The following is a 15,098-nucleotide window of genomic DNA, read 5'->3' as shown; positions in this document are numbered from 1 at the left end:
TCATGCTTAACAAATAAACCTTAACCGTCACTCCTATCCGACCGCAGTGAGATGACTCTAATTCGCCCACTGTTAATGGAGGTAACGATGCCGGACTATAGTCTGCTGCGCCTGAGTCTTTATGTACTTATCGCTATTGTAACCTGTTCTGCCGTGGGGTTATTTACCTACGCCGTCGTTTCTATGCTCGGCGAATAAGAACCTCGCTAATAATAACGCCAATAATTAATTTAATATTGCTGATTGAGGACGAACTCGTGACGCGTTATTTTCTGCTGATCGCCATTGTTATATTGATAACAACAGGTTGCGATCAAAAAAAAACGGAAGTCGCTCCCCTGCCACGCATGGTGAAAGTGGTTGAGGTGGTGGCTTCCGGTGAGGCTCAGCAACGCATCTTTCCCGCACGCATTGAATCGGGTGATTCCACAGATCTCTCCTTTAAACGGGGTGGACAGATCGATGCCCTGGAGATTCGTCAGGGCAACAACGTGACACAGGGGCAAGTGATTGCCAGGCTGGTGGCACGTGAGGCGCAGCAGCGCGTTAACGAACGCCAGACCGCCGCCACGCTGGCCCAACGACAGTTTGCACGCTTCCAGACGCTGGCCGGTCGTCAGGCGATTTCTCAGGCTGAAATGGACGTCCAGCGCGCCAACCGCGATGCCGCGAATGCCACCCTGCAAATCGCTCGTGAAGAGTTAAGTCAGATGACCTTAACCGCCCCATTTAGCGGCACCGCGGCGACGGTTAACGTGCGTAATCATCAGGTGATTGCGGCGGGCCAAACCATCGCCACGCTGACGCGCACCGATCTGCTTGATGTGGTGTTTAACGTGCCGGAAAACCTGTTCACCGCGCTGGATATCCGCAACATGACGTATCGGCCGGTGGTGAGGATTAACACCCTGCCGGATCGCGAATTTCAGGCTGAATACAAAGAGCACACCGGCAGCAGTAGCAGCAACACGCTGACCTGGCAGGTGATCTTAACCATGCCGCGCCCTGCCGATTTCCCTGCCGTGGGTGGCGTCAGTGGCACCGTTACGGTCAATCTTGCCAACCTTCCCGCCAATGTGAATCATGCGGCCCTGGTTGTGCCGGTCGAAGCGGTGTTTAACCCCGACAGCCACCAGCGCAATGAACCTCATGTCTGGGTGGTGCAAGGTAGCGGCGACCAGCTCAAGCTGGAAGATCGTAAGGTCACCGTCGGCGAAGTCACAAACCAGGGGGTGGTGATCACCGATGGACTGAAAGCCGGTGAACGCGTGGTCGCAGCAGGTGTGAATGAACTGCATGCGCAACAGCCGGTACGCATCTGGACGCGAGAGCGAGGGTTGTAATGGACATCTCCAAACAGTTTATTGATAACCCGGTTCGCGTCTGGCTGGCGATTTTGTTGTTGGGACTCGGGGGTATTTTTGCCCTGCTCAATATTGGTCGCCTGGAAGATCCTGCCTTCACCATCAAAACGGCGGTGATCGTTACACAATATCCCGGAGCTTCTGCGCAGCAGGTGGAAGAAGAGGTGACGTTGCCGTTAGAGAATGCGCTGCAGCAATTACCCTCTCTGGACAACGTTAGTTCCATCTCCTCCAACGGCCTGTCACAAATCACGGTGAATATTGCTTCGCGCTATCACTCTAATGAACTGCCGCAAATCTGGGATGAACTACGGCGGCGCGTGGGTGATGCGTCACGCTTCTTCCCGCCCGGCGTGGCGACACCTTTCGTTAACGACGATTTTGGTGACGTGTTCGGCTTTTTCTTTGCCATTTCCGGTGACAACTTCAGCAATCCGGAGCTGGTGCAGTACGCCGAACAATTGCGGCGAGAACTGGTGCTGGTGCCCGGCGTCGGCAAGGTGGCGATTGGCGGTGCCATCCCGCAACAGGTTAATGTCGATGTCTCACTGACGAAAATGGCGGCGCGCGGCATTACCCCGGCCCAACTCTCCGCCGCACTCAGCCGCCTGAATGTGGTCTCCAGCGCGGGCGAGATTAAATCCGGCTCCGAATCGATTCGACTGCATCCTACCGGGGAATTTGAAAATATCGATGAGCTGAGCGACCTGCTTATCAGCCCCGTTGGCGACACCGCCACCACTCGCTTACGCGATATCGCCACGCTGTCTCGCGGGTTGAGTGAATCCCCTTCCAGCATCTATCACGCCAACGGCCGCCCGGCGGTCACCATGGGCGTCTCCTTTATCCCCGGCGTCAACGTGATAGATGTGGGCCGTGCACTGGAAGCCAAACTGCAGCAGATGTCGGCGGAAAAACCGGCTGGCATTCAAATCAATACGTTTTACGATCAGGCGGCGGAAGTGGCGCACTCCGTCAACGGCTTTATCACCAACTTCCTGATGGCGCTGGCGATTGTGGTGGGTGTGCTGCTGATTTTTATGGGCGTGCGCAGCGGCATCATTATCGCGCTCTCGCTGGCGCTGAATGTGCTGGGCACACTGCTAATCATGTATTTGTGGGGCATTGAGTTGCAGCGCATTTCGCTGGGTGCACTGATTATCGCCCTCAGCATGCTGGTGGATAACGCCATCGTGATCGTCGAAGGGGTGCTAATTGCGCGTCAGCAAGGTTCATCGCGCACCTCGGCGATCAACTTTGTTATCCGGCGTTCGGCCTTCCCGCTGTTGGGTGCCACAATTATTGCGATACTGGCGTTTGCACCGATTGGCTTGTCGCAGGATTCCACCGGTGAATACTGCAAATCGCTGTTCCAGGTGCTGTTGATATCACTGATGTTGAGCTGGTTCTCAGCGTTGACCATCACGCCGGTGTTGATCAAATGGTGGCTGTTTAAAAAGGGCAACACGGAAACGCCCGCCGCTGAAGCCTCGCCCTACGATGGCGGTTTTTATCGACTCTACCAACGCACGCTCAACGCACTGTTGCAACAGAAAACCATCACGCTTGCGGTGATGGCTGCCCTGCTGGCGCTGGCTATCTGGGGCTTTGGTGGCGTGCGGCAGAACTTCTTCCCCTCGTCCAATACGCCGATCTTCTTTGTCGATCTGTGGCTGCCGTACGGCACGGATATCAAAGCCACCGAACAAATGGCCAGCGATATTGAGAAGTCGATCACCGGGCAGCAAGGCGTGGTGTCTACGGTCACCACCGTCGGCCAGGGCAGCATGCGCTTTATCCTCACCTATAACGGACAGCGCCAATACAGCAACTATGCGCAAATCATGGTGCGCATGGACGATCAGCGCAATATCGCCGCACTGTCACGCCGCGTGGATGACTATATCGCTCGCCAGTATCCACAGGTGAACGCCAGTACTAAACGGGTGATGTTTGGCCCTTCTGGCGGCAGCGCCATTGAGGTGCGTATCAAAGGCCCCGATCCCGATCGCATGCGCCTGATTGCCAGCGAAGTGGGCGACATCCTCGCGCAAGATCCTGCCACTGACAGTGTGCGCAATGACTGGCAAAACCGCAGCAAGGTGATTCGTCCGCAGTTCAATCCGGCGCTAGGGCGCGAACTGGGCGTGGATAAGCAGGAGATCGATAACGCGCTGCAAATGAATTTCACCGGCAGCCGCGTCGGTTTATATCGTGAAGGCGCAGATTTACTGCCAGTGGTGGTGCGACCGCCCGCCAGCGAACGGCAGGATGCCAACCATCTCAACAACGTGCTGGTGTGGAGTCAAAGCCAGCAGCACTACATTCCGCTCAGCAATGTGGTGAGTGGCTTCAATCTTGAATGGGAAGACCCTTTAATTCTGCGGCGCGACCGCAGCCGCGTGCTGACGGTGATGACCGATCCCAGCCCACTCAGCAGCGATACTTCCGGCGATATTCTGACGCGGGTAAGACCGCAAATTGATCAGATCTCACTGCCGCACGGCTACAGCATTGAATGGGGCGGCGATGCCGAAAACTCCAGCGAGGCGCAGCAAGGAGTATTCACCACTTTACCGTTGGGCTATCTGGTGATGTTTGTGATCACCGTGCTGATGTTTAGCTCACTGAAAAACGCGGTGGCGATCTGGCTGACGGTGCCGTTAGCGCTGATTGGCGTGACGCCTGGCTTCTTACTCACCGGCATTCCGTTTGGCTTTATGGCGTTGATAGGCTTACTGAGCCTGAGCGGCATGCTGATCCGTAACGGCATCGTGTTGGTGGAAGAGATTGAGCAACAGAAACAGGACAAAGCGCAGCATGACGCGATTCTGTATGCCGCCACATCGCGCTTGCGCCCGATTCTGCTGACCGCTTTCACCACGGTGTTAGGCCTGGCACCGCTGCTGCGCGATGTGTTTTTCCAGAGCATGGCGGTGGTGATTATGTTTGGATTGGGCTTCGCGACGATACTGACGCTGCTGGTTCTGCCGGTGATTTACGCCTGCTTCCACCGTAATGAGAAAGCGACGTCAGCATGAACGCCACCGGGCTGAATGTCATTAAGACACTCGGCTGCATGGCGGCCGTGACCTTTTTTACGCTGTATAACACCTGGGATCGCTACGATTATGATTACCACTGGATTCTGGCGTTCCTGACGTTTATCTCCACCATCGCCACCCCGCTGTTTTTTGTGGTGGCGGGCATTATGGATAGCCAGGCCGAGCAGGATATTCGCTGGCAGCTCAGCAAGATCCGCAATGTGGTGATCGTATTTCTGTTCTGGATGACGATTTACTATCTCTGGGAGCCTTACCAGCGCGGCTATCTGATTCAGCCGTGGTTTGTGTTTTCGTTTATCGTGATCTACAGCTTCAATCCGCTGCTTTCCTGGCTCAGCCTGCATCGCCTCGCATTTTGCGCGCTGGTTGTTGCTCTGTTGGCGTTTTCTTATGGCTACGATTTGCTGTCGGTGCTGTATCCCGACGTGCGGGTTTTCAGTCTCGCGCCGCAATACCGCATCTGGACCTGGTTGCTGTTTTATCTTACTGGCCAGCTATTGTGTGAACCGGTGATTGCCGACTGGCTGAATAAGAGAAAAGTCGCCCTCGTCGCCACCTGCGCCCTGCCCTTTATCTATCTTTTTACCTGGTTGTACGAGCAGCACTTCTTCTTCGCGCTGTTTAAAGCCGATCGCAATGCCTTCCTCCTCACCGGTTCACAAATTTACCTGCTAGTGGTGGCACTGGTATTAGCCGCCAGCGGCGTGCGCTTTCGCCGTCATGTCGCCCTTAAAGAGACGCTGCTGGCCACCGTGAGTAAAACCATGACCGGGGTGTACATCATGCATTACTCGGTGTTTCACATCGTCACCGCGCTCATCCCAATCACCTCGCTGGCCACCAAACTCACGTTGATTGTGGTTACCTTTGTGATCTCGGTGTTGCTGGCCCGGCTGATTCTTGCCAACGGGCTGCTGAAAAAAGTCATCACTCTTTAAGGCACTGTTGCAGATCCGGCTGCTGACCACAGGCAATCCGTCCATTTATTTGCGCCATCATATAAGCGAAAAACGGATTCGAGGTATTGCGCATCAGCGTGTCGAGCCCCACGGTGAGACTGGCGGTTTCTCCGCGCAGTGAGATTGTGCCGAGGCTGATGCCATAACGATTTTTCTCGGTGGGTTCGCGGCCATACAGCGAATCGGTGAGCGGGAAAGGGACGGCGATATGTGACAAGGAATACATATCCTGCGGCCACGCCAGATGCAGCGGACGCGTTACTTCGTTGGTTTGATCGGCAGGCGTGATGCGGGCGATCACGTCATAAGTGGTGGGCGACGCGTTAGTGATCACCGTTGTGGCGTAATGACGCGGCGCGGCAGGCAGTAAGTCATTGACCGCTGAGTACAGTGCAGGCCGGAACAGCGCGCGTAAGTTGGCCGCCTGGTTGATATCGAAAATCATTAACTGGCTGCCGTTGTCCGGCAGATAACGATACAGCGCATCGACCACCGCGCGGGTACTGACGGTGGAATCGAGAATCGACTGGAACGTCAGCACCGGTGGTAAACCACGTATTTGGCCATCGCGGGCGAGTTGTACGATCTGTTCCTGCAACGCCTGGGTTAGCAGCCAGGACTGACGCGCCGCTCGCACCGGGAACGAATTGTATTTAAACGGATTATATTCCGGCATGATATTGAGCCACGCGGCTTTGGCAAACACCGGGAACACCGCCGGCCAACCGGCTAATCCAGCAAATCGAGCGTAAGCCGTCACGCCAATCATCGGTGACAACAGCAACACCTGCTGCGGTTTGCGAAGATTTTGATTCTGCTGAGAATCGAGCACATATTTCATCGCCAGCGCGCCGCCGTTGGAGTAGCCCACCAGATGCAACGGGACTTGCGTTCCCGCTAAGCGCGTGGCCTCACGCACGGCCAGACGCGTCACGGCCAGCCACATTTTCCAGTCCACTTTGGTCAGTGAACCCGGCACGGTGCCATGACCAGGAAGCCTTGGCACTACCGCAACATAGCCTTGTTGCTGATAAGCCTGTGCCAGATAACGCATGCTGTAAGGCGAATCCGTTAATCCGTGCAGCAGCACCACCGCACCTTTGATTTCACCCGTCGGTTTCAGCACAAACGAGCGATTCCAGTCAGTGGCAAATCCTGCCGGATAGACCGGGCTTTGCGCGTAATAGCGGTTTAGCAAGGTTTTCTCTTCGTCACTCAGTTGGTCCGAGACGTTGTGTTTCATCTGCTGGAAGATCACATTTTCCTGCGCCAGATAATCGGCGAAGGTGGCGTGATCTATTTGATCCACCGTCATTTCGTCAGCCGCCCAGGTGTGCCAGCGATGCAGCGGTGGCCCCTGCTCAGACTGATATCCGCGAATCAGTAAAAACATGATCAGCAAAGAAACCACGCCCAGGGCGATTCTCTTCAGCCACTTAAGCACGGGAGAACGCTGCACCCTGTCAGAAGCCATAGCGGAACCAGGCAAACAGCACGTTGCCGTTGTTGTAGCTACCCGGAATATAGGTGAACTGCACGTTAAGATTTTTATAACCTGCGGAGAACAGCGGCAGGACAATCGGCAGTGGCACGTAGTTGGCGAAGTCATCACGCGCGGTTATACCCGCCGTCAGCCCCAGCCCTAGACGCACATCGCGCGCCTCATCGAGATACCAGCCTTTCTCCCAGCCGTAACCGATAATCGGTTGCCACATATTGTGGGAGTCCTTAAACGCCATCGCATACAGCGCGCTCCAGTCACCGTCCTCGTTGTAGCGCGACACACCAAAACCCCCGCCCCACGGCGATTCGTTGTAGTTGTCGGTTTTGTCTTTGTCGTAGGCGAAACGTGCATGCCAGCTGATAAACGGTAGGTAGATATCATAATACTGAGGCTGTTCCCAGGTTTGCGAGACATCCTGCTTCAGCCATTCCCAGCCATCACTGAGTGTGCCCGCCGCCAGCACCGGCAATGTCCAGACACTCAACGAGACGCACAACGCCACCAGAAAAGTACGCATGGGTTATCCTTCTGCAAAAGCACCGATGATAGTGAGCAAGAGAAACAGCCAGCATGATCTGTGTGCCCATACCGGGCAGACCGTCAGGGAATATTATAGTTGTTGAGTGAAGGTTAAGGGTCTGCGCAAAGCATACTGTTGCGTGGCACATTCCATAAGAACGAGGTCGATTTGACTGGCGATGAAGACTTGCGCAAACTATGTTCTTTTGTATTAACAGTTAATACACGGTGAGTTCAATGAGAAAAATAACGTCGGTTAGCGTGGGTGAACAACTCGATAACTTCATCTCGCGCATGGTTGATTCAGGGCGCTATGGATCAGCCAGTGAAGTGATGCGTTCGGCTTTACGGTTGCTGGAACAACAGGAATCACATGATCAAGTTGTCCGAAATGCCGTAGTTGAAGGGTTGGAAAGCGGCGAAAGCCCGCGTTCACTGCGTGAAATTGCTGCTGAAAGGAAGAAGCTCAATCGTGTATAAACTGTCAGAACTTGCCGACAGTGACTTTGCCAATATCTATGACTACACCCTGCTCAAATTTGGTGAAGCGCAAGCCGATCGCTACACCGATGCACTGGATGAGTTCCTTATTACATTGTCAAAGATGCCTGAGATGGGACAGGATTACCCGCGCGTGAAAGATGTAAAACGAATTGTTTTTCAGTCGCATACCATTTTTTATACTGCCTATCCTGACGGGATATTTATTGCCCGAATTTTACATCAACAGATGGACACGGCTCGTCACCTACCCGACTTTTAATTCCACTTTAAGCACCCTACCGCGCCCCTAATCTTCCTCCACAACGCTTTTTTTACCTTTTCCACTCTTCCCATCTTGATAACGATAACGATTTTCATTCAAATACAGCCTGCCACTCTTTCATGCATGTACCACTGTGCGGTTGTTGGGAATCCATCTTGTCAGCGTTTGAGCGTTACTACACGGAACTGTTCCGCTTTTTGAGCGGTAAACTGCGGGATAAACACCTCGCGGAGGAACTGACCCAGGAAACATTCAGCCGTGCGCTGGCTGCACCGGAACAGATTTCCTCGCACCGCGGATTGCTTTACCATATCGCCAGAAATCTTTTGGTCGACCGCTATCGCCTGCAGAAACAGTATGATCCCTCGCAAGATACTGACACCGACGAGTTACTGGCACCCGGTTACGAGCAACCGGACAATCGCCTTGAGAACCAACAATATATCGACCACATTGTGGCTGCCATTGAGACCCTGCCGCCGCGCTGCCGGGAGGCTTTTATCCGTCATCGCATTGAGGGGCAGTCGCAAAGCGAAGTGGCCGCGAGCATGGGAATTTCAACCAACATGGTGGAAAAACACATCATTCGCGCCATGCTGGCCTGTCGTGCCAGCCGCGACAGCTGGCGTGACGAACAATCGACAGGGAAGGTACGATGACGCGACATGATGAGCAGACAATTGCCGAACAGGCTATCCACTGGCTACTCCGTGAGCAAGAGGGCATGACGCGAGAGGAGCAGCAGGCTTTCGAACGCTGGCTGCAAACGCCCGCCCATCGGGCAGAATACGAGGATTTAGGCGGGCTGTGGCAACAGACGTCAGCTATTCCTGCTGCTGCCGTTGCGCATCTGCGCCCCGCGCCAACGCGCCGCAATGTTTGGCGCCCGGTTGCCGCGACCTGTGCGCTGCTGTTACTGGCAGCCGTGCTCTACATCCCGCTGCGTAACACCTTCGCCCCGCCGATTTACAGCGCAAGCTGGCACACCGGACGTGGCGAGATGCGCACCGTGCGACTTCCCGACGGCACCACACTGTCGCTGGATGCCGGTACCCAGCTCAACGTGCGCTACTTTGCCAATCGCCGGGAAGTGGAGATGCCGCAGGGGCAAGTCTTCTTCCAGGTCACGCACAACCCGAGCCAGCCGTTTGAGGTGCTCAGCGGCCCAACACGTGTGACGGTGGTAGGCACCGAATTCCGGGTCCGTTACCTGCCGCATACCATGAGTGGCGAAGGCAGTGATGTCGCCGTGAGCTCAGGCGCTGTGCGCGTCGGTCCACGCGGCAACTGGGAGAACCGCTGGTGGCGCGCAATGCAGCATCTACACATTCCACAAGCACAGCGGCATATCAGTGTGCTGCACGCCTCGGAACGATCGCTGACCGATGCCCAGGGACGATTGATTTCACGCTCGACGCTGCCCGCAGACAGCATCGCCGCCTGGCGTGACGACCGCATCGTGCTGGATGACACGCGGCTGGATATGGCACTGGCAGAGTTCGCTCGTTACGGCGATGTTTCGCTCAAACTCAATTCCCCAGCTGTTGCCGCACTGCGCATCAGCGGCAGTTTTGATACCGATCGGGTGGATAGCTTTGCTAACGCATTGCCTCGCGTCCTGCCGGTAAAAATAAAAAACATTAAAAATCAATCCACTGTGGTCACCACCGGCATGACGTTAAAAAATAATTAAAATCGACGTCAGGGTTTTACCCCGCGCTTCGTCTTCAGAAGAGAATGATTATTATTCATCTTAACTCTGGGGATCCTGAATGGCTGGTTTTTATGTTTCACGTGCGTTTCGACCTTCGCACATTGCCGTCGCGCTGGCGGTGGCATTTCCCGCCTCCGGCGTTTTCGCCGCGGCTACGCTGCCACTGTCACTGCCCTCGCAGCCACTGGCGACCTCACTCAACCAGTTAGCCAGACAGGCTAACGTGCAGCTGATTGCCGCACCGGCATCCCTCGCCAATAAAACCGCACCGGCGGTGAAAGGCTCGATGACGCTGGATAGTGCGCTGGGTCAACTGTTGGCGGGAAGCGGACTGGAGTGGACGCAGAACGGTGACACCGTCTCCGTCACGCCCTCGGCAGCTGGCGAAGAGACGCTGACGGTAACGAAAACCCTGAGTGGCGCTTCCACCGTGCCGCAACAAACCATCAGCGCCACCAAAACCGATACGCCGCTACTGGAAGTGCCACAGTCGGTCTCGGTGATCACGCGTCAGCAATTGGACCGCCAGAATGTCCAAAGCGTCACCGAAGCGTTGCGCTATGTGCCGGGAGTGAAGACTGAAACCTATGGCGTCGATCCTAAAGGTTATGACTGGATTTACATCCGTGGCTTTAACGCCCTGACCACCAACGATTACCGCGATGGTCTGCGCCAACTCAACAACAGCTATAGCTATTTCCGCACCGAGCCTTACGCGCTGGAGCGTATTGATATTGTGCGCGGTCCTTCCTCTACGCTTTTTGGTCTTGGCGATGCAGGCGGCATTGTGAACCGCGTCAGCAAAATGCCTGACGCGCGCGGTGTGCATGAAGTGGAAGTCCAGTTGGGGAATTTCAACCGCCGTCAGGCGCAGTTTGATATGAGCGATAAACTCGATGATGAAGGTCAGTGGCTGTATCGGGTGGTCGGTCTGGCACGTGATAGCGATACCCAATTCCAGTATCGCGATGGCCCGCATGTTGAAGATAATCGCCTCTACCTCGCCCCCACCTTAACCTGGTTGCCCTCCGCCGATACCAGCCTGACGCTGCGTGCTGATTATCTGCGTGACACCTCCGGCGGCACCGTGGCCGTGTTGACCAATCCAGGCAACAAAACCACCGACACCCTGCTGGGCGATTACAGTTACAACCGCTTCCGCCAGGAGCAATACAGCGTTGGCTATGAGTTCAGCCAGCAGCTCTCAGAAGGCATCAAATTCCGTCAGAACCTGCGCTATGGCCAGACTGATACCATTTTGAACAACCTGCTGCCGGGCGATCCGGACTTCACCACTAACACCGTGTCACGCAACGCCATTCGTTTTGATGAGCATATGAAAGCCTTCAACATCGATAACCAGTTGCAGATGGATTTCAACACGGCATCTGTTGCACATACACTACTGGCCGGGGTGGATTATAGCTGGCTGGATGCCAACGCTAAGCGCTTCAGCGCCGTTGCGCCTTCACTCAGCATCACCAATCCGGCTTACGGTCTGGATATTGCCGATCCCACCAACGCAGTAAATAACAACGATCAAACCACCGCCCAGTTGGGTGTGTACATGCAGGATCAAATTCATCTGACCGATCAATGGCTGGTGACGCTCGGCGGTCGTCATGACGATATCAGCATGCGCACGCAGAACAACCTCAGTGGCAGCAGCTCATGGGTGGACAAAGATGCCTGGACGGGGCGCGCGGGATTAACTTATCTGGCCGGCAACGGACTGGCGCCGTACATCAGCTACGCCGAGTCATTCGTGCCCAACAGCGGCACAGACAGTCAGAACCGCACCTTCGACCCAAGCAAGGCGCACCAGTATGAGATTGGATTGAAATATCAGCCGGACAGCAATCTGCTCATGACACTGGCCGCGTTTGATATCACCAAATCCAACGTGCTCACCAATGAAATCGTCGATGGCCTCGCCACCGGTTATCAGGTGGCATCAGGTGAAGTGCGCTCACGCGGCATCGAGTGGCAAACTCAGGCCCAGCTCAACGCCAACCTCGATGTACTGGCTTCCTACACCTACACCGATGCCGAGATCAGCAAAAGCAACAATGGCGATCAGGGTAAGCAGCAGGCTAACGTGCCGAAAAACATGGCATCGGCATGGCTGAACTATGGCTTCCATCAGGGCATGTTCGATGGGCTGATGCTGAGCACTGGCGTGCGCTATATCGGCAGCATGTATGGCGACAACGCCAACACCATTCCGGTTAAGAACTTCACCCTGGTCGATGCGGGCGTGAAATATCAGGTGAACAAAAACATTCAGGTCGGATTCAACGTACAAAACCTGTTTGACCATCACTATGTCGGCACCTGTGATGGTGATACCAGCTGCTATCCTGGCCAGGAACGCACCTTTATAGGCTCGCTGAAGCTGAACTTCTGATGTTCAACATCAGTCGTCGTACCTGCCTGAAAATGCTCGTCGTGCTGCCCATCGCAGCACGTGCGGGCCAGGTCATTCCCGATCGCCACCGTATTGTGGCGATCAACTGGGCGGCAGCGGAAACGCTGCTGAGCCTGGGCGTCACGCCGCTGGCGATTTCCGATAGCCACTATTTTCGCCAACGCATTCCGCGCCCGCTGTTGCCTGACAGCGTGCAGGATATTGGGCCTTTCTGGGAGCCTAATCTGGAAATGCTCGCGGCCCTGCGCCCCGCATTGATTATCAGCGATGCACTCCCCGCCGCCGTCATGACCAAAATGGCGACCATCGCCCCGGTGGAAACCGTCACAGCGTTTGCGACGTCTGGTGATTTATGGCAAACCCTGCATGACTGGGCCCAGCAACTGGGCGCGCGTCTGAAAGTTACCTCCCGCGCGACACAGTGGCTGCAACAGGTCGATACGGCAATGAACACTTATCGCCAGCGCCTGATTAACCCTCAACACAAGCGCGTGCTGGTAATGGTGCTGGATCAGGATGGCAAGTACGCAACGCTTTACGGCACCGGCAGTCTTGCCGATGCCGTTTTACGCCAGCTCGGTTTGATAAACGCCTGGCAAAAATCAGTGAATGCTGCGCACGTCGCGCGAGTGCGCATTGAGGAACTGGCCGATCTGCCGTGCGACTGGCTTTTCTATACCGAGTTACCGACAGCGATGACACGTTTGATGCGCGCCAGACAGCCGAATGGTCTATGGCAACACTTGCCGATGGTGGCGCAAGGGCGTGTCACCCGTCTGGATCATTTCTTCCCGTTTGGTAGCCTAGCGACGGCGCTTGGGCTGGCGGACGATATCACTCGCGTGCTGGAAACCGCATCATGAAACCGATAAGCGCCATGGTGCTGCTGTGCGCCGCTTTGATTGCGGCATTGACGCTGGTCACCGTCAATTACACCACGCTGCTGGCACGCTACCCCGTCTCACTATCATCGCTGCTGGTTGATCAAAGCTTTCTGCCGCGCATCGCTGTCAGCCTGCTGTGCGGTGCGGGCCTGGCGTTAGCCGGTTTGTTGTTTCAGCAGGTGCTGCAAAATCCACTGGCCGAACCGGGAACGCTCGGCGTGGCTGCCGGTGCTAATTTGGCGATGTCCGCCGCGTTGCTTTTCGCGCCGGGCCTGTTGGTCATCGGCTTGCCACTGTTGGGGCTGATCGGATCGATGGTCGCCATTTTGATCCTGATGACGCTCACCGCGGGTCGCCGATTCGCGCCACTGAGCGTGATTCTGGTTGGCATGGTTCTCAGCCTGTACGGCAACGCGCTGAACACGCTATTGGTGCTGTTCAACCACGATTACCTCAGCGATCTGTTTAGCTGGCAAGCCGGGACACTGACGCAGAGTGGCTGGAGCAGCAGTCTGGTGCTGGCGGTGACGCTGGCTTGCGCATTGATCGCCAGCCTGTTGCTGGTCAGGCCGCTGACGGTGCTGGGATTATCCGAGCAAAATGCCCGTGCGTTGGGCCTGGCCACCGTTCAGGTGCGCTTTATGGCGCTGGGCGTAGCGGTATTTCTGAGTGCGATGATCACCAGCCAGGTGGGGATTATCAGTTTCATCGGGCTGGCTGCCCCGGCGATGGTTAAAGCTTGCGGCCTGCGCCGCTTCCCAAAACAGCTGATCGCCAGCATGCTCACCGGTGCAACCTTACTGCTAATGGTCGATCAGCTCGCACTGCGATTCTCCCCAGCGGCGGGCGACATTCCATCAGGCGCCGTGACGGCACTGTTAAGCGCCCCGTTGTTATTAATGCTGCTGATGCGGCAACGCGCCACGCATCTGCCGACCGGGCAAACGCGGGTCAGCGCCACACCGCGTTTCAACACTCATCAACTGGGCATCCTGTTGCTGCTTTTGCTGCTGGTTCTGCCTGCGTCACTCTGGATCAACCGTGCGCCGCCAGGCGCGATTACCTCGCAGTTGCTGGTCTGGCGCTGGCCGAGAATCAGCGGTGCACTCTGTGCAGGGATGATGCTGGCGTGTGCGGGCGTATTGATTCAACGCTTAACCGGCAACGTGATGGCAAGCCCGGAGCTGACCGGCATCAGCAGCGGCGCGGCCCTGGCGGTGCTATTAACCGTCTTGTTCACCTCCTTACCTCTGACTTTTATGTTGCCCGCTGCGGTGGTCGGCAGCCTGCTCGCCATGCTGTTGCTGTTTTTGTTTGGCGCACGCAGTGGGTTTAACCCGCAGAAAATGGTGCTGATTGGTTTGAGCCTCACCAGCCTCGCCAGCGCGCTGAATATGATATTGATGATGAGTGGCGACCCGCGTGCCCTGATGCTGCTGAACTGGAGTACCGGCTCGACAGCCAACATTGATGCAAGCATGGCCATCGGGGCGATGGTTGCCGCGATGGTGTTGTGTCCGCTGGCGTTGATGATGCAACGCTGGTTAACGTTATTGGGATTAGGGCAGCAGACCGCACAGTCATTGGGCATCGCCTTGCGCCGCACGAATTTGTTAATCCTGCTGCTGACGGCCCTGCTCACCGCAGCCGGTACGCTGCTGGTCGGCCCGCTGAGTTTTATCGGATTGCTGGCACCGCAATGCGCCAGAGCATTGGGGGCCAATCTATTACGTCATCAGCTGTGTGCCGCCGCGTTGATGGGGGGATTGTTAATGGTGTTAGCCGACTGGTTAGGGCGTAATATCGCCTGGCCGTGGCCAATCTCCGCCGGGCTGTTAACCGCATTTATCGGTGCGCCATGGTTTTTATGGCAGCTGCGGAGAACCTCAGGCTGA

Annotated in this window: 12 protein-coding genes; 10 read left to right on the top strand and 2 right to left on the bottom strand. The window is 55.8% G+C overall.

Features of this window, described 5'->3' with window-relative positions; translation table 11 throughout:
- The first annotated feature begins 257 nt into the window (after positions 1 to 257).
- From ACXI0A_RS24920 to ACXI0A_RS24910, 3 genes are read left to right on the top strand one after another with little or no spacing between them, the layout of a single operon-like run.
- Positions 258 to 1,343, top strand: a complete 1,086-nt coding sequence (locus tag ACXI0A_RS24920; RefSeq protein WP_476146336.1) for an efflux RND transporter periplasmic adaptor subunit — start codon at positions 258 to 260, stop codon at positions 1,341 to 1,343.
- Positions 1,343 to 4,405, top strand: coding sequence for an efflux RND transporter permease subunit (locus tag ACXI0A_RS24915; protein WP_476146338.1), 3,063 nt, complete (start codon positions 1,343 to 1,345; stop codon positions 4,403 to 4,405). The genes ACXI0A_RS24920 and ACXI0A_RS24915 overlap by 1 nt, the downstream gene beginning before the upstream one ends.
- A complete protein-coding gene (locus ACXI0A_RS24910) occupies positions 4,402 to 5,367 on the top strand; it encodes an acyltransferase family protein (protein ID WP_476146340.1) in 966 nt (321 codons plus the stop codon). The genes ACXI0A_RS24915 and ACXI0A_RS24910 overlap by 4 nt, the downstream gene beginning before the upstream one ends.
- On the opposite strand, the gene ACXI0A_RS24905 is transcribed toward ACXI0A_RS24910, so the two are convergent.
- Positions 5,357 to 6,862, bottom strand: coding sequence for an alpha/beta fold hydrolase (locus tag ACXI0A_RS24905; RefSeq protein WP_476146341.1), 1,506 nt, complete (start codon positions 6,860 to 6,862; stop codon positions 5,357 to 5,359). The two genes, ACXI0A_RS24910 and ACXI0A_RS24905, sit on opposite strands and share 11 nt — an antisense overlap.
- Entirely contained in the window at positions 6,852 to 7,409 is a 558-nt protein-coding gene (pagP, locus tag ACXI0A_RS24900; RefSeq protein ID WP_476146343.1) for a lipid IV(A) palmitoyltransferase PagP, read from the bottom strand. Before pagP ends, ACXI0A_RS24905 begins: the two co-directional genes overlap by 11 nt.
- A 239-nt stretch (positions 7,410 to 7,648) precedes the next feature.
- On the opposite strand from pagP, the gene ACXI0A_RS24895 reads away from it, so the two are divergent.
- From ACXI0A_RS24895 to fhuB, 7 genes are all read left to right on the top strand, one after another.
- Positions 7,649 to 7,891 (top strand): type II toxin-antitoxin system ParD family antitoxin, encoded by a 243-nt coding sequence (locus tag ACXI0A_RS24895; RefSeq protein ID WP_100700223.1) that lies wholly within the window; start codon positions 7,649 to 7,651, stop codon positions 7,889 to 7,891.
- Positions 7,884 to 8,174: a type II toxin-antitoxin system RelE/ParE family toxin gene (locus ACXI0A_RS24890; RefSeq protein WP_476146345.1), complete on the top strand. Its 291-nt coding sequence runs from the start codon at positions 7,884 to 7,886 to the stop codon at positions 8,172 to 8,174. The genes ACXI0A_RS24895 and ACXI0A_RS24890 overlap by 8 nt, the downstream gene beginning before the upstream one ends.
- Before the next feature lie 158 nt (positions 8,175 to 8,332).
- Entirely contained in the window at positions 8,333 to 8,836 is a 504-nt protein-coding gene (locus ACXI0A_RS24885) for a sigma-70 family RNA polymerase sigma factor (protein ID WP_476146347.1), read from the top strand.
- Positions 8,833 to 9,870: a FecR domain-containing protein gene (locus ACXI0A_RS24880; RefSeq protein WP_476146349.1), complete on the top strand. Its 1,038-nt coding sequence runs from the start codon at positions 8,833 to 8,835 to the stop codon at positions 9,868 to 9,870. The genes ACXI0A_RS24885 and ACXI0A_RS24880 overlap by 4 nt, the downstream gene beginning before the upstream one ends.
- Positions 9,871 to 9,949: 79 nt before the next feature.
- Positions 9,950 to 12,298: a TonB-dependent siderophore receptor gene (locus tag ACXI0A_RS24875; RefSeq protein ID WP_476146351.1), complete on the top strand. Its 2,349-nt coding sequence runs from the start codon at positions 9,950 to 9,952 to the stop codon at positions 12,296 to 12,298.
- The gene (locus ACXI0A_RS24870; RefSeq protein ID WP_476146353.1) at positions 12,298 to 13,182 is read left to right on the top strand and encodes an ABC transporter substrate-binding protein; all 885 of its coding nucleotides are present in this window, start codon (positions 12,298 to 12,300) and stop codon (positions 13,180 to 13,182) included. Before ACXI0A_RS24875 ends, ACXI0A_RS24870 begins: the two co-directional genes overlap by 1 nt.
- Complete coding sequence (fhuB, locus tag ACXI0A_RS24865; protein ID WP_476146355.1) at positions 13,179 to 15,098, top strand: Fe(3+)-hydroxamate ABC transporter permease FhuB; 1,920 nt, start codon at positions 13,179 to 13,181, stop codon at positions 15,096 to 15,098. Before ACXI0A_RS24870 ends, fhuB begins: the two co-directional genes overlap by 4 nt.

It is taken from the genome of Pantoea sp. C1E2, assembly GCF_056491465.1.
The sequence above is the reverse complement of the archived record's forward strand: the minus strand, read 5'-3'. Positions and strand labels throughout refer to the sequence as shown.

What these genes read in the sequence shown, in the direction of transcription:
- ACXI0A_RS24915 (WP_476146338.1), top strand. Translation starts at nt 1,343, where the DNA reads ATGGACATCTCCAAACAGTTTATTGATAACCCGGTTCGCGTCTGGCTG.
- ACXI0A_RS24910 (WP_476146340.1), top strand. Translation starts at nt 4,402, where the DNA reads ATGAACGCCACCGGGCTGAATGTCATTAAGACACTCGGCTGCATGGCG.
- ACXI0A_RS24905 (WP_476146341.1), bottom strand. Translation starts at nt 6,862, where the DNA reads ATGGCTTCTGACAGGGTGCAGCGTTCTCCCGTGCTTAAGTGGCTGAAG.
- pagP (WP_476146343.1), bottom strand. Translation starts at nt 7,409, where the DNA reads ATGCGTACTTTTCTGGTGGCGTTGTGCGTCTCGTTGAGTGTCTGGACA.
- ACXI0A_RS24895 (WP_100700223.1), top strand. Translation starts at nt 7,649, where the DNA reads ATGAGAAAAATAACGTCGGTTAGCGTGGGTGAACAACTCGATAACTTC.
- ACXI0A_RS24880 (WP_476146349.1), top strand. Translation starts at nt 8,833, where the DNA reads ATGACGCGACATGATGAGCAGACAATTGCCGAACAGGCTATCCACTGG.
- ACXI0A_RS24875 (WP_476146351.1), top strand. Translation starts at nt 9,950, where the DNA reads ATGGCTGGTTTTTATGTTTCACGTGCGTTTCGACCTTCGCACATTGCC.
- ACXI0A_RS24870 (WP_476146353.1), top strand. Translation starts at nt 12,298, where the DNA reads ATGTTCAACATCAGTCGTCGTACCTGCCTGAAAATGCTCGTCGTGCTG.
- fhuB (WP_476146355.1), top strand. Translation starts at nt 13,179, where the DNA reads ATGAAACCGATAAGCGCCATGGTGCTGCTGTGCGCCGCTTTGATTGCG.